Origin of the sequence: Leifsonia sp. Root1293 (assembly GCF_001425325.1) — a bacterium.
Taxonomy (GTDB): Bacteria; Actinomycetota; Actinomycetes; order Actinomycetales; family Microbacteriaceae; genus Orlajensenia.
In genome coordinates this window covers 1,008,642-1,023,681 of sequence record NZ_LMEH01000001.1, presented here as the reverse complement: position 1 = coordinate 1,023,681, position 15,040 = coordinate 1,008,642, and the positions used below count along the sequence as shown (strand labels likewise).

At 69.3% G+C, this 15,040-nt stretch carries 10 protein-coding genes; 8 read left to right on the top strand and 2 right to left on the bottom strand.

All coding sequences use genetic code 11. The features are described 5' to 3' along the window. The first annotated feature begins 1 nt into the window (after position 1). The 8 genes from cydD (at position 2) to holA (ending at position 13,578) form a co-directional block, all read left to right on the top strand. Positions 2-1,699, top strand: a complete 1,698-nt coding sequence (cydD, locus tag ASC59_RS04710) for a thiol reductant ABC exporter subunit CydD (RefSeq protein WP_055818883.1) — start codon at positions 2-4, stop codon at positions 1,697-1,699. Beyond that, positions 1,692-3,359 (top strand): thiol reductant ABC exporter subunit CydC, encoded by a 1,668-nt coding sequence (gene cydC, locus ASC59_RS04705; protein ID WP_327063384.1) that lies wholly within the window; start codon positions 1,692-1,694, stop codon positions 3,357-3,359. The genes cydD and cydC overlap by 8 nt, the downstream gene beginning before the upstream one ends. Positions 3,360-3,486: 127 nt before the next feature. Next, on the top strand, positions 3,487-5,043 hold the full coding sequence (locus ASC59_RS04700; RefSeq protein WP_235492572.1) for a M20/M25/M40 family metallo-hydrolase: 1,557 nt from the start codon (positions 3,487-3,489) through the stop codon (positions 5,041-5,043). Between the two features lie 83 nt (positions 5,044-5,126). Next, positions 5,127-6,518: an anthranilate synthase component I family protein gene (locus ASC59_RS04695; protein WP_055818876.1), complete on the top strand. Its 1,392-nt coding sequence runs from the start codon at positions 5,127-5,129 to the stop codon at positions 6,516-6,518. Positions 6,519-6,725: 207 nt separating this feature from the next. Next, positions 6,726-9,308 (top strand): leucine--tRNA ligase, encoded by a 2,583-nt coding sequence (gene leuS, locus ASC59_RS04690; protein WP_055818874.1) that lies wholly within the window; start codon positions 6,726-6,728, stop codon positions 9,306-9,308. A gap of 114 nt (positions 9,309-9,422) precedes the next feature. After that, a complete protein-coding gene (locus tag ASC59_RS04685; RefSeq protein WP_055818872.1) occupies positions 9,423-10,148 on the top strand; it encodes a ComEA family DNA-binding protein in 726 nt (241 codons plus the stop codon). Beyond that, positions 10,145-12,520, top strand: a complete 2,376-nt coding sequence (locus tag ASC59_RS04680) for a ComEC/Rec2 family competence protein (protein WP_055818869.1) — start codon at positions 10,145-10,147, stop codon at positions 12,518-12,520. The genes ASC59_RS04685 and ASC59_RS04680 overlap by 4 nt, the downstream gene beginning before the upstream one ends. Before the next feature lie 29 nt (positions 12,521-12,549). After that, positions 12,550-13,578, top strand: a complete 1,029-nt coding sequence (gene holA / locus ASC59_RS04675) for a DNA polymerase III subunit delta (protein ID WP_055818866.1) — start codon at positions 12,550-12,552, stop codon at positions 13,576-13,578. Positions 13,579-13,647: 69 nt separating this feature from the next. Here the strand turns inward: holA and rpsT are convergent, their stop codons facing one another. Beyond that, positions 13,648-13,908: a 30S ribosomal protein S20 gene (gene rpsT / locus ASC59_RS04670; RefSeq protein ID WP_055818863.1), complete on the bottom strand. Its 261-nt coding sequence runs from the start codon at positions 13,906-13,908 to the stop codon at positions 13,648-13,650. Positions 13,909-14,077: 169 nt separating this feature from the next. Continuing rightward, positions 14,078-14,980 (bottom strand): NAD-dependent epimerase/dehydratase family protein, encoded by a 903-nt coding sequence (locus ASC59_RS04665; protein ID WP_055822828.1) that lies wholly within the window; start codon positions 14,978-14,980, stop codon positions 14,078-14,080. Between the last annotated feature and the right edge of the window lie 60 nt (positions 14,981-15,040).

Below are 15,040 nucleotides of genomic sequence, written 5' to 3'. Positions count from 1 at the left end.
CGTGAAACCGCTCGATCCACGACTGCTCCGCCGAGCCGCGGGCGCCCGCCTCTTCCTTCTGGGTGGGGGCGCGATCGGGTTCGTGCAGACCCTCGCGGTGATCGTGTTCGCCTGGAGCACGGCCCAGGCCGTCTCCAGGGCCATCGACGGAGCGGCGCTCGACGAGCTCGCGCCGCTTCTCGCCGCCCTGGCCGTGGCGGTCGTCGTCCGCGGAACCTGCATCTGGGCGACGGATGCCGCTGCGGCTGCGGCCTCGTCGCGAGTGAAGGGCGAGTTGCGCGCGCAGGCCGTCGACGCCGCGGTCCGCCTCGGGCCGGGTTGGGCCGCCGCACGCGGCACGGCAGCACTGGCGACGGTGCTCGGTATGGGGCTCGACGCCCTCGACGCCTACTTCGGCAAGTACGTGCCGCAGCTCATCCTCACGGTGATCGCCACGCCCGTCCTTGTTCTGGTGATGCTCGTGCAGGACCCGCTGAGCGGGATCATCGTGATCATCACGCTCCCGCTCATCCCCGTCTTCATGATCCTCATCGGTTGGGCGACGCAAGCCGCGCAGAAGCGCTCCTGGTCGCGGCTGCAGCTGCTCTCGGCCGCTTTCCTCGATGTGGTCGGTGGTCTCGGCACGCTCAAGATCTTCGGTCGGCAGCACCGGCAGGCGGCCCGCATCGCCGCAGTGACCGACGAGTACAGACGCGACACCATGTCGGTGCTCCGCATCTCCTTCCTCAGTGGCTTCGTGCTCGAGCTCGCGGCGAGCCTCTCCGTCGCCATCGTGGCCGTGCAGATCGGGCTGCGTCTGCTGGACGGCGCCATGCCGCTCTCCGTCGGGCTCTTCGTCCTCCTGCTCGCTCCGGAAGCATTCCTGCCCGTCCGCGGAGTCGGCGTGCAGTTCCATGCCGCAGCAGACGGGCTGGCGGCGGCGGACGACGTGCTGGGCATCCTCGATGACGCCGACGAGGCGTCCGCTGTTCCGGCCTCGTCCGGGCCAGTGGCATCGAGCCGGTCCTCGCGTGCGGAAGCGGCCGTCAACGCGGCATCTCCTGCAGGCCTCGATGCACGCCCGACTCTCGAGATCGTCGGACTGAGCGTCGAGCATGACGGAGTGAGAGTTCTCGACGGCTTCACCGCCGAGTTCGCCGGAGGCACGGTCACCGCGGTCACCGGCCCGAGCGGTGCCGGCAAGTCGACTCTGCTCACCGCCATCGCCGGACTCGACGGGCCGATCCGCGCCGGCAGTCGGAATGGCGGCATTCTTCTCGACGGTCGCCCGATCGAACGCGCCGATGTCGCGTGGTCCGGCCAGCAGCCGGGTCTGGTGTCCGGCACCGTCGCGGCCAACGTCGCATTGGGCGACTCCGCTCCAGACCACGACCGTGTCGCGTCGACCCTGGTTCGTGTCGGCCTGCACGACGTCGATCCATCCACAGGATTGGGCGTCGGGGGAGCCGGCCTGTCTGGCGGGCAGGCGCAACGGGTCGCCATCGCGCGGGCGCTCTATCGTGCCGAGGGTCGCGGATGCCCCATCCTGCTGCTCGACGAGCCGTCGTCGGCGCTCGATGCGGCCAGCGAGCAGAGCGTCATCGAGCAGCTGCGCTCTGCTGCGGCATCCGGTGCCATCGTCATCGTCGTGACCCACCGGCCAGCCGTCATCGCGGCCGCCGACGATGTCATCAGGCTCGAGGAGGTCGTGCGTGTCTGAGCGCACTCGCGCCGTGCTGCAGTCGGCGCAGCCGCCGGCGCGACGATTCGTCCCCGGCGTTCTCGTGGGAGCTCTGAGCGCCGGGTCGGCCGTCGCCCTCCTCGCGTGCTCCGCCTGGCTCATCGCGCGTGCTGCCGAGCAGCCGTCGATCGTCTACATCTCGCTCGCCGTCGTCGGCGTGCGAGCCTTCGCCATCGCGCGAGGAGCGTTCCGCTATCTCGAGCGGCTCGTCACCCACGATGCCGCACTCCGGCAACTCACCCGATTGCGGGTGGAGCTGCTGGAGCGTCTGGTTCCGCTCGCGCCGGACGGCATGAAGGCGATCGGGCGCGGCGACCTGCTCACGAGGTTCTCCCGCGATGTCGACGAGCTGCAGAACCTGCCGCTGCGGGTGCTGCAGCCGGCCCTCGTGGCCGCGGTGACGGCGCTCGGCAGCGTGGCATTCCTGTGGACCATCAGCTCTGCAGCCGCCGTGGCTCTCGCCTGCTGCCTCGCTGTGGCCTTCATCGCGGGCACCGTGCTGCACTCCGCGGTCTCGTCCCGCGCCGATGCGGCCATAGCTCCCCGTCGAGGAGCTGTGAACGCGGCGCTCGTCGACCTGTTGTCTGCACTCGACACCCTCATCGCCTATGGCGCTGTCGATGCGAGCCTCCAGAGGGTGTCGGCAGCGGATGTTGCCCTCCGTCGGGCGGAGACCCGGGCGGCGGTCGGGGCCGGACTCTCCTCAGCGGTGGTGTCGCTCGCCGCCGGGGCTGCGACCCTGGCCGGTGTGCTCATCGCCGTTCCCGCCCTGCGCACCGGAAGCCTCGAGGGTCCGGAGCTGGCGGTCATCGTGCTGGTGCCCCTCGCCGTCTTCGAGGTCTGCTCGATGCTCCCCGCCGCCGTCGGGGCGTGGCGGTCGGTCCGTTCCAGTGCCGAGAGGGTGGCGTCGGCCGTGCCGGAGATCGCGCCCCGTGAGCTGCCGGTCGACGACACCGGTGCTCGCGCGGTGGTCCCCGGAACCGACGTCACCATCAGCCTGCGCGGGCTCGCCGCGCACTGGCCGGACGGCGGCGGTTCCGTGGGGCCGCTCGACCTCGTGGTGCGTCCGGGCGAACGGTTGCTTGTGCGCGGCGGCAGTGGCGCCGGAAAGACGACGCTCGCGCATGCCCTCGTGCGGCTGCTCGACTACGAGGGCTCGTACACGCTGGGCGGGGTCGAGGCGAACCGGCTGCAGCAGGACGGCATCCGTACCGTGATCGGATTGTGCGAGCAGCAGCCGTGGATCTTCGACGCGACGCTTCGCGACAATCTCGTCTTCGCGCGGGAGACGGCGACAGACGCCGAGCTCACGGCCGTGCTCTCTCGCGTCGGTCTCGCCGACTGGGCGGCCTCCCGCAGCGGGCTGGCCACGGCCCTCGGCGAGCACGGGTCGCGCGTATCCGGTGGACAGGCGCAGCGCATCGCCCTCGCACGCGCCCTGCTGGCCGACTTCCCGGTTCTCGTGCTCGACGAGCCGACGGCCAACGTCGACGCCGACCGCGCCGATGAGGTGCTGCGCGACCTGCTGGCCGCGGCGTCGAGCGACGGGCGTACCGTCATTCTCATCTCGCACGGCGCTGTGCCGGCCGACCTCGTCGATCGCACGGTGACGCTCGTGGACGGACGCATTCCGGCCTGAGGGCGAGCGCTCGGATGAGAAGATTCACACCCTCATGTCCCCCGATCGGGGCTAAGTTCGATGGAGACGTCGGCGCCACCAGTGTCGGCGGAACGGATTCCACTCGAACTCCCCAGAAGGAGCACCAGTGAACAGAACGCACACGAAGCGCGGACTCGCCATCGCCGTGAGCATGATTCTCGGCGGCGCATTGGCCGTGACGGGAGTCTCGCCGGCGCTGGCCGGCACGCAGGGCGGTGACGGCTGGCAGAGGCTCAACTCGCTCGCGCTGCGCAAGGCGATCACCGTCGACGGCCTGACCCGTCACCTTGACGCGCTGGAGTCGATCGCCGCGAGGAACGGCGGGAATCGGGCAGCGGGTACCGCGGGTCACAAGGCGTCCGGCGCGTACGTCGAGAAGCAGCTCGAAAAGGCCGGCTACAAGACGAGCAGACAGTACTTCAGCTATGAGCAGTTCGTGCTGAACGGATCCGCGTTCGAGCTGACGGCTCCGACGCCCACGGAATACTCCGCCGACGAGTTCTCGGCGATGAGCTACTCGGCGTCGGGAGACGTCTCCGGTCCCGTGGTCGCCGTCGACCTCAACCTCACCGGGGCCCGTGCATCGACGAGCGGATGCGAGGCCTCCGACTTCGAGGGCTTCGTCGTGGGAGCGATCGCCCTGCTCCAGCGCGGGACCTGCCCGTTCGCCGACAAGGTCGCGAACGCGGCGACCGCTGGAGCGACGGCGGCGATCATCTTCAACCAGGGGAACGATGTTCCCGGCGACGATCGCACCGGCGTCCTGTCCGGAACTCTCGGCACGGCAGCAGCGATCCCCGCAGTGGGAACGAGCTTCGCCATCGGCGAGTCCATCGCGGCGACCACCGGAGCCGCTGCCCGGGTATTCGTCGACGGGACGCTGAAGCAGACGAAGACGTTCAACGTGCTCGCGGACACGTCGGGTCGCGCGTCCGAGACCGTCGTCGTCGGTGCCCACCTCGATTCGGTCGCCGAGGGCCCCGGCATCAATGACAACGGCACCGGGTCGGCGACCCTCCTCGAGACGGCGATCCAGCTGAAGCGCCTGCACATCCAGCCGCAGAACCGAGTGCGCTTCGCGTTCTGGAGCGGCGAGGAAGACGGCCTGCAGGGGTCGAACTACTACGTGTCGCAGTTGTCCGAGAAGCAGCTCGCGGCCACGGCGGTGAACCTGAACTTCGACATGGTCGGCTCCCCGAACGCCGTCCGCTTCGTCTACGACGGCGACGGCGACGCCTTCGGCACTGCCGGTCCGGAGGGTTCGGCAGAGATCGAGAAGGTCTTCACCGACTACTTCGGCATGAAGAAGCTGGCCACGGCGCCCACCGAGTTCGACGGTCGCAGCGACTACTTCGCGTTCATCGAGAACGGCATCCCCGCTGGCGGACTGTTCACCGGTGCCGAGGGCATCAAGACCGATGCAGAGGCCGCGACGTTCGGCGGAACGGCCGGCGCGCCGTACGACCCCTGCTACCACCAGGCCTGCGACACGACCGACAATGTCGACCCCGTGGTCTTCGAGCAGATGGCGGATGCCGCTGCCCACGCGACGCTGGCCTTCGCGAAGGTCAAGACCTGGAAGCACGGCCATGGCTGGGGCGCCAACGGCCTCGACAAGGTGACGGAGCACATGCAGAAGCGCGGAAGCCACTCGATGCGCTGAGTGACGTCCGAGAGAGCCGAGAGGCGGATCCCTCCCCCCCGGGGGTCCGCCTCTCGTGTGCCACCGGGCTCTAGGCTGGGCGGATGCCCCGGATCATCGCGTTCGACGCCTGGTGCGATCCGGAACGGGTGTTCACCGAGGTGTTCGGCTCCGAGAGTCACTCGTTCTGGCTCGACGGTGGCAGGGACGCCGAGTCCGGCCGGAGTTGGATGGGAGCGCCGTCGACACCCGACGGGGTGAGCATCTTCGCTCCCGGGGACGACGTCTTCGCCTTCCTGCGGTCCGGCCTTCGCGCCGCCGCATCGCTCTCCGGCGAGGTCCGTTCCGAGGTCCGGGCGGCGGTCCCGCATCCGTCAGCCCTCGATGGGCGCCCTCTCGGCTGGGTCGGCTGGATCGGTTACGAAGTCGGTGTGCAGACGACGGGAGTGGAGTTGCCGGAGTCTGCGCATCCTGACGCAGCATTCCAGTTCATCGATCGGGCCATCGAGTTCGATCACGGCGCGCGGGTCGTGAGGGTCATCGCACTGGAGTCGGCGGCCGACCGTCCCGATTTCGCCGCATGGGTCGAACACGTGCGGAGGATCGTCGCGGGCACCACTGCCGATGGGTCGCGGCCTGTGCAGCACTCCGCCGGTGGTCGCAGCACCGCCAGCTGGCGCCATGGCCCCGCTGCCTACGAGCGACTCATCGAGCACTGCCAGCAGGCGATCCGCCGCGGCGACGCCTACCAGCTGTGCCTCACGAACACGATCACCGTCGAGGGACGTTTCGATCCGCTCGAGACCTACAGCCGACTGCGCGCCGCGAGCCCGACGCACCACGGCGGGCTCCTGCGCTTCGGCGATCTCGCGCTGCTGAGCTCGTCGCCCGAGCAGTTCCTCCAGGTCTCCGGGAGCGGTGGCATCGTCACGAAGCCGATCAAGGGCACCCGGCCGCGCGGGCATTCCCTGGTGGAGGACATCGACCTGCGGGCCGAACTCGAGGCCAGTGACAAGGAGCAGGCCGAGAACCTGATGATCGTCGACCTGATGCGCAACGACCTGGGGCGCATCGCGGCCCTCGGCAGTGTGCGGGTCACCAGCCTGCTCGCCGTCGAGAGCTACGCCCAGGTGCATCAGCTGGTGTCCACCGTCGAGGCCGAACTCGAGGCCGGACTCACCGGCATCGACGCCGTCGAGGCGTGCTTCCCGGCGGGCTCGATGACCGGGGCGCCCAAGATCAGCGCCATGCGCATCCTCGCCGGGCTCGAGGGCGGCCCCCGCGGCATCTACTCCGGTGCCTTCGGCTACGTCGGAGTCGACGGGTCCATCGACCTCGCCATGGTCATCCGGTCGATCGTGCTGACGCCGGATGCCGCCACCGTCGGTTCCGGCGGGGGGATCACTGCACTCTCCGTGCCGTCCGAGGAGGTGGAGGAGACGCGGGTCAAGGCTCGAGCCCTCCTCGCGGTACTCGGCGTCGATTCCGTTCGGTGAGGCCCGGACGCAGTAGTCGGTCGAAGCGCCTTCGGTGTGCGCCTCGGGCGCCGACTCCGTCGGGCCCTCAGCGACCGAGACGCCGGGAATGCGGCATCCGCGGCGCTGTTCAGTAAAGTGGAATCTTGGTTACAGCCATGTTTCGCACACGGCCCGCCCTCGAGCAATGGCGCTCCCATCATCACTTCCGTATCGATTGAGAGTCACGTGGCACACGAGCACGAGTCCGCGAGCAGCGCACCCGGAGAGGACGAGGTCTACGACTTCGCCTCCATCCAGAAGAAGTGGCTGCCCGTCTGGGACGAGATGAAGCCCTTCCGCTCGGGTGACCCCGACGACAAGCGGCCCCGCAAGTACGTTCTCGACATGTTCCCGTACCCGTCCGGCGACCTGCACATGGGTCACGCCGAGGTCTACGCGCTGGGCGATGTCGTGGCGCGCTACTGGCGCCAGCAGGGCTTCAACGTGATGCATCCGATCGGATGGGACTCCTTCGGCCTTCCCGCCGAGAATGCCGCCATCAAGCGCGGTATCGACCCGCGCGGCTGGACCTACGACAACATCGCGCAGCAGAAGGCGAGCATGCGCCTCTACGCGACCTCCTTCGACTGGGAGCGCGAACTGCACACGAGCGACCCCGAGTACTACAAGTGGAACCAGTGGCTGTTCCTGCAGCTCTACAAGAAGGGCCTCGCCTACCGCAAGGACAGCTGGGTCAACTGGGACCCCGTAGACCTCACCGTGCTGGCCAACGAGCAGGTCCTGCCCGACGGCACCTCCGAGCGCAGCGGCGCAGTGGTGGTCAAGAAGAAGCTGACCCAGTGGTATTTCCGCATCACCGACTACGCGGATCGACTGCTCGACGACCTGAACCAGCTCGAGGGCTCCTGGCCCTCGAAGGTGCTGAACATGCAGCGCAACTGGATCGGCCGCTCCATCGGAGCCGACGTCGAATTCGAGATCGAGGGTCGTGATGAGCGTGTCACCGTCTTCACGACGCGTCCTGACACTCTCTGGGGAGCGACCTTCATGGTCGTCGCTCCCGACTCCGACCTGGCCGCAGAGCTGGTCGAGGGATCGACACCAGACATCCAGGAACGATTCGGCACCTACCTCACGGCTGTGCAGAAGTCGACGGAGATGGAGCGTCAGGCCACCGACCGCGAGAAGACCGGTGTCTTCCTCGGCCGTTATGCCGTCAATCCGGTGAACGGGGAGAGGCTGCCGATCTGGGCTGCCGACTACGTTCTCGCCGATTACGGCCACGGCGCCGTCATGGCCGTTCCGGCGCACGATCAGCGCGACCTCGACTTCGCCCGCGCCTTCGACCTGCCCGTGCGCGTCGTCGTCGACGTGAACGCGCCGGTGACCGGAGTCATCCCCGTCATCGACCTCGACGAGCACGGCGACCCCGTGCTGCCCGACGTCGAGAGCACCGACCCGGCAGACACCGGGATCGCCCTGGCAGGGGAGGGCCGACTGATGAACTCGGGCCCCCTCACCGGGCTGTCGAAGTCGAACGCGATCAAGAAGGTCATCGAGATCCTGGCGGCTGAGGGCCGCGGTCGGGCCGCCAAGAACTACCGACTGCGCGACTGGCTGATCTCGCGCCAGCGCTACTGGGGTACCCCCATCCCGATCATCCACGGTGCAGACGGCACGGAGATCCCCGTGCCGGAAGACCAGCTGCCGGTGCTGCTCCCCGACGCCGAGGGCCTCGACCTGAAGCCCAAGGGCACGTCGCCGCTCGGTGCGGCCGAGGACTGGATGAACGTGCCCAACCCGATCGACGGCACTCCGGCGCGCCGCGACGCCGACACGATGGACACCTTCGTGGACAGCTCGTGGTACTTCCTGCGCTTCCTCAACCCGAACGACGACGGCAAGGCGTTCGACCCGAAGGAGGCCGAGCGCTGGGCTCCGGTCGACCAGTACGTCGGCGGAGTCGAGCACGCCATCCTGCACCTGCTCTACGCGCGGTTCATCACGAAGGTGCTCTTCGACCTCGGCTACCTCAGCTTCACCGAGCCGTTCTCGGCCCTGCTGAACCAGGGCATGGTCATCCTCGACGGCTCCAAGATGAGCAAGAGCAAGGGCAACATCGTCTACTTCACCGAGGAGGTGGAGAAGCACGGCGTCGACGCCGTACGCCTGACGATGGCCTTCGCCGGTCCCCCCGAGGACGACATCGACTGGAACGACGTGTCGCCTGTCGGATCGTCCAAGTTCCTCGCCCGCGCCTGGCGCGTCGCGAAGGACGTCTCCTCGTCGCCGGATGTGCTCTGGAAGACCGGCGACCCCGGGCTGCGGAGGGTCACCCACCGCTTCCTCGCCGATGCTCCCGGACTCGTCGAGTCGTTCAAGTTCAACGTGGTCGTCGCGCGCCTCATGGAGCTGGTCAACGCCACCCGCAAGGTGATCGACTCGGGCGCCGGTCCGGCGGATGCGGCCGTGCGCGAGGCGGCAGAGGTGACGGCGATGGCCCTCAACCTGTTCGCGCCGTACACCGCAGAGGATATGTGGGAGAAGCTCGGCTACCAGCCCGGTGTCGCCCTCGTGCAGTGGCGCAAGGCCGATCCCAACCTCCTGATCGCAGAGTCCGTCGTCGCTGTCGTGCAGGTCGACGGCAAGGTGCGCGACAAGCTCACCGTCTCGCCGAACATCTCGGCCGACGAACTCGAGACCCTCGCTCGGGCCTCGGCAGGCGTCGTGCGCTCCATCGGCGATCGCGAGATCGTGAACGTCATCGTGCGTGCACCCAAGGTCGTGAGCATCGCCACCAGGAGCTGATCGCGCTTCTTCGGAACGGGCTGGGGATCCTCCCCAGCCCGTTCCGCGTTCGGCAGTCGCGTCGAGCTGCCGGCGTCCAGGGTGAGCGGGTCCGACGCCACCTAGCCTGACCCGGTGGGCACCGCAGACGACGAGGCGATCGGTCGGCTCGATCCGGCCGCGCGGGCGGCTCCTCGCGTGCGCATCGCCGTCGGCGGAGTCATCGTGCTCGTCATCACCGCCCTCGTCGCCACCGTCGTCGTCGCGATGCTCGGCGCCGGTGGCAGCGGAGATTCCATCGCTCCCGGCAACCTCCCCGAAGGGCTGCGGTCGTCGGCCGGCTCGGCAGCCACCGCTGGCTCGGATGCGAGGTCCGACGGAGCGAGCCGCGGTGGTGGAGGGGTGTCGTCGTCGGCTCCGGTGCTCTTCGTGCACGTCCTCGGCGCCGTGGCTCGTCCGGGACTCTACGAGGTCGCCTCCGGCTCCAGGGTCATGGATGCCGTCGCCGCGGCCGGCGGCTTCTCCGCGACGGCCGACCCCGGGGGCGTGAACCTCGCGCGCGAACTGTCGGATGGCGAGCAGCTCGTCGTGCCGGCGGTCGGCGACGTGCCGCCTCCATCCGTCGTGGCACCGGGAGCCGGCGGCAGCACGGGCGGCGCGGCATCCGCCGGACCGATCGATCTCAACAGCGCGACGGTGGCAGATCTCGACACCCTTCCCCGCATCGGCCCCGCTCTCGCGCAGCGCATCATCGACTGGCGCGACGCCAACGGCGGCTTCTCGAGCATCGACGAACTGAGGGAGGTCAGCGGCATCGGCGAGAAGACCTTCGAGTCGTTGCAGGACCTCGTGACGGTGTGAGCTCTCCGATGCGTGCCGAACTGCGACTCGGCTGGCCGGCCGCCATCGCCTGGGCGGCTGGGTTCCTCGCTGTCGGGTTTCCGGATGCAGCCGGTTGGGTGGCGGCATCCGCGGCCCTGCTGGCGATCGGAACGGTCGCCGTGCTGCTGGGCGGCTCGCACTCGCTGTCCACTCGTCGCATCCTCGCCCTCGTCGCACTCGGCGCTGCTGCGACAGCCGTGGTGTGCAGCGCGGTGGCGGCCGCCGCGCCGTCGCGCACCCCACCCGTGCTCGTGCAGGCGGCCGATGAGCACCGCACTGTCACGGTGCAGGCCGTGGTGTCGTCTGCGCCTGCCGTCGGCGTCGGCGCATTCTCCGGGAGCGAGCAGGTCAGGTTCGAGGCGCGGGTCCTGTCGGTGTCGAGCCGAGGACCGGAAGGCGTGAGTCGACCCGTGAGCGCGTCGGCACCCGTGCTGGTCTTCGGCGAGGTGGACGGCGAGCATCCGCCCATCGGAGCGACGGTCAGGGCGCGCGGCACGGTGAAGTCGACGGAGGCCGGAGACGACGTCGCCTTCTTGCTCTTCGCCTCGGCGCCGATCACCACGCTCTCGCCGGCGCCGTGGTCCCTCGGCTGGGCCGACCCGCTGCGCTCCGGACTGACGGCGGCGGCGACGGTTCTCCCCGGCGATGGTGGCGATCTGCTGCCCGGACTGGCCATCGGCGACACGGGTGCTGTCACGGCGGAGCTCGATGCGGCCATGAAGAGTTCCTCGCTCAGCCACCTCACTGCAGTGTCCGGCGCGAACTGCGCCATCGTCGTCGCCGTGATCGTGCTGCTCGGGGCGCTCTGCGGGCTTCCGCGGCGGGCGCGCTATCTGCTCGCCCTCGTGGCCCTCGCCGGGTTCGTCGTTCTCGTCACGCCCCAACCCAGTGTGCTGCGTGCGGCGGTCATGGCCACAGTGGTGCTCCTCGCGCTCGGCATCGGCCGGCCCGGGCGCGGCCTCGCGGCTCTGTCCGTCGCCGTCGTGGTCCTGCTCGCGGTGGATCCCTGGTTGGCACGCAGCTACGGCTTCGCACTGTCGGTCTCTGCGACGGCAGGGCTGCTGCTGCTCGCCCGCCCTCTCGCGACGACACTGGCCCGCTGGATGCCGGCGCCGATCGCGATCGCCATCGCGGTTCCCCTCGCAGCCCAGCTCGCCTGCCAGCCCATCCTCATCCTGCTCGACCCGACCGTTCCCGTGGCGGGCGTTCTCGCCAATCTCCTGGCCGAACCCGCCGCACCGATCGCGACGGTGCTCGGCCTGATCGGCTGTCTGCTGCTTCCCGTCCTTCCCGGCCTCGCCACGGCTTGCCTGCAGGTGGCGTGGGTGCCGTCGGCCTGGATCGCCCAGATCGCCCGTACCGTCGACGGTCTCGCCTGGACCCGATTGCCGTGGCTCGGCGGAGCGGCGGGAGCGTTGCTGCTCGCAGCCGTGTCGGCTGCTGCGATCGCTCTGGCGCTCCGCCGTCGCGACAGAGCGTCGCCCCGGGTGGTCGGCGTGCTCGTCACCGGGCTGCTCGTCACTGCCGGTGCCTACGGCGGCGCCCTGCTCGGCTCGTCCGTGCTCCGCTCGCTCTCGATGCCGGCCGACTGGCAGTACGCGGCGTGCGACATCGGTCAGGGCGACGCGGTCGTGGTGCGCGATGGCTCCAGTCACGCGCTGGTCGACACCGGTCCGGACCCTGCTCTCCTGGCCGGTTGCCTCGACTCCCTCGGCATCCAGCGGCTCGACCTCCTCGTTCTCACCCACTACGACATCGACCATGTCGGCGGCGTCGACGCGGTGGTCGGACGGGTCGACCATGCCGTCGTCGGCCTGCCGGAGACGGAGGCCGACCGGGAGATCCTCGCTCGCCTCCAGGCGGGAGGGACCAGTGTCGAACGTGGGACCGCCGGGCTGACGGGCTCCCTCGGCGATCTCGACTGGGAGGTGCTCTGGCCCCTGCCGGATGCCGCCACCATGGCAATGGGCAACGCCGGGAGCGTCACGATGCGCTTCACGGGGTCAGGGCTCAGCTCGGCGTTCCTGGGCGACCTCGGAGAGGAGCCGCAACGGGCGCTGGCCAGGGCGACCCCGATCACACCAGTCGACGTCGTGAAGGTGGCGCATCACGGATCTTCGGACCAGAGCGCCGAGCTGTACGAGCGGATGCACGCCACGGTGGGCCTCATCTCCGTGGGCGCGGAGAACAGCTACGGGCATCCGACGGCCAGACTGCTGGCGATACTGAGGAGCGCAGGCACCGTCGCCGAGCGCACGGACGAGCAGGGTCTGGTGCTGCTCGCTCCAGGCGACGACGGAACCGTGCGGGTGTGGTCGGAGCGGCGCAGGGCTGTCGGTGGCGCGGGATAAAGTGGAGATCCCATCCTGAGAGGACCCGCGTGGCTGCTCGTACTTCCGCTCCGGCCAAAGCGCGGTCAACGGTCTCCATCCCGCAACTCGGCTGGAATCAGGTGCGACCGGCGCCGGTGGTGCTCGTCTCGGGTACCGAGACCTTCCTCGCCGAGCGCAGCATCCGGGACCTCCGCGACTTCCTCAAGACCGAGGACCCGAGCCTCGAGATCGTCGACATCGCCGCCGACTCGTACGCACCAGGGGAGCTGTTGACGATGGCCAGCCCGTCGCTGTTCGCCGAACCGCGACTGCTGCGCGTCAGCAACGTCGAGAAGTGCACCGACGACTTCATCACCGAGACTCTCGCCTACCTTCAGGAGCCTGCCGACAGTACCTTCCTGGTGCTCCGGCACAACGGCGGCATGCGCGGCAAGAAGCTGCTCGACGCCATCAGGGGAGGAGTGGGCGGCGGCATCGAGATCGTCTGCGCCGAGCTCAAGAAGGACGCCGAGAAGTACGAGTTCGCGGCCGGCGAGTTCGCCGCGAAGGGACGCCGGGTCGCGCCCTCGGCCCTGAGGTCACTCGTGTCGGCGTTCTCCGACGACCTCGCGGAGCTGTCGGCCGCGTGCCAGCAGCTGATGAGCGACGCCAGCGCCGAGATCACCGAGGCCACCGTCGATCGTTACTACGGCGGGCGCATGGAGGTGAACGCCTTCAAGGTGGCCGATGCGGCCATCGCCGGTCGGCACGGCGAGGCCCTCACCAACCTGCGCCAGGCCATCTCCTCCGGAGAGGATCCCGTGCCGATCGTCGCGGCTTTCGCCATGAAGATCCGCACGATGGCCAAGGTGTTCGGCACGCGGGGCGGCTCGGGTCAGCTCGCCTCCAAGCTCGGCATGGCGCCGTGGCAGGTCGAGCGCGCACAGCGTGACCTGCAGGGCTGGAGTGAAGAGGGTCTCGCCCGGTGCATCACCATGCTCGCCGAGACCGATGCCGCAGTGAAGGGCGCCGAGCGCGATCCCGTCTTCGCCCTCGAGCGCATGGTCGGCGTCATCGCCGCCCGCGGGCGCGCCTAGCGCTTCGCTCCCGGAAACGAAGATGGCCCCGGATGCCGAAGCATCCGGGGCCATCTCGATGAGAAACGCTTACAGCGCGTCGACCTGCTTGGCGATCGCCGACTTGCGGTTCGCAGCCTGGTTCTGGTGGATGACACCCTTGCTGACGGCCTTGTCGAGCTTCTTCGAAGCGGTCTTCAGGGCGCTGGACGCAACGGCCTTGTCGCCGGAGGCGATGGCGGTGCGGGTGGCGCGGATGGCGGTCTTGAGCTCGCTCTTGACGGCCTTGTTGCGCTCCTGAGCCTTCTTGTTCGTGCCGATGCGCTTGATCTGCGACTTGATGTTTGCCACGTTGAGTACGTTCTTTCGTTTGTGTGTGGATCGGATGTTGCCGCATGACGGTAGAGGGGCGCCTGCGGCGAAATCGTGTGAGGTGGGACCCACACGCAAGCCAACAGGCAACTTTACCCTATGAAGCGCTTCCGCCGATAATCCCGCCGAGTCTCGGCACGGCGGACTCTCAGGCCGCGGGCTCCTCCGACCGGTCGGCCGCGGGCGACGGTGCGTAGGAACCCGAGCCGATCTCGTCGAGAACCGAGGCTCCGGTCGGCGCCCAGCCGAGTTCGGTGCGTGCCCGCGCTCCCGACGCCTGCTGGTCGAGCAGCAGGGCATCGGCGAAATCGGCACCGAGCCGTTCGCGGCTCGCCTCGACGGTCTCGGGTGCGACTCCGCCCGCTACGTGCTCGGCAGCAGCGATGGCCTCGCCCAGTTCCCGCACCGTGGGGTTCACGCCGCTGGCCCCGATGTAGACACCCCGAGCGCTGCGGTTCTCGTAGGCCAGCACGTAGAGCGCGGCGATGTCGTCGACGTGAACGGTGGTCCAGTGCTGCGATCCGTCGCCCACGAGCGGCACCGTCGGGGCGACGCCGGTTCCGCGGGGCGCGGTGATGAGGCCGCGCACGATCCCGGCTCCGTCGCCGTAGACGACGGCGGGCGCCACGACGGCGGTGTTGGGGGCGGCGTTCACGAGGGCCTGGCCCTCGGCGCGCCATCCGCTGATCGGAAGCGGCTGGAACGGAGACTGCTCGGTCAGGTCGGTGCCGGATCCGTAGATCCAGATGCCGCCAGTGTGCACGAACCGGGCGTCCCGGCCCTCGATCGCCGCCAGCACGGCGGGCACGAGCACGGAGTCGACCTCGGGGGAGGAGGCCAGGTGGATGACGCCGTCGGCTGCCCCTGCCGCAGCGCGGACGATCTCGGCATCGTCGGCCGACCCGATGACGGCGGTCGCCCCGGCCGCCTGGACGACGGCGGCCTTCTCGGGCGAGCGCACCAGCGCCGACACCTCGTGGCCGGCGGCGAGGAGCCGCTCGAGAACTGCTGATCCGATGTAGCCGGCACCGCCGGTGAGAAGAATGCTCATGCCGAGATCCAACCGCTCCGGCCTCAGATCCTTCCCGATGCGCCGACATCTCCCGTCACG

Bases quoted from the DNA above. Each gene is read 5' to 3' on its own strand.
- ASC59_RS04695 (WP_055818876.1), top strand. From the start codon at position 5,127: ATGCCCCGGATCATCGCGTTCGACGCCTGGTGCGATCCGGAACGGGTG.
- ASC59_RS04665 (WP_055822828.1), bottom strand. From the start codon at position 14,980: ATGAGCATTCTTCTCACCGGCGGTGCCGGCTACATCGGATCAGCAGTT.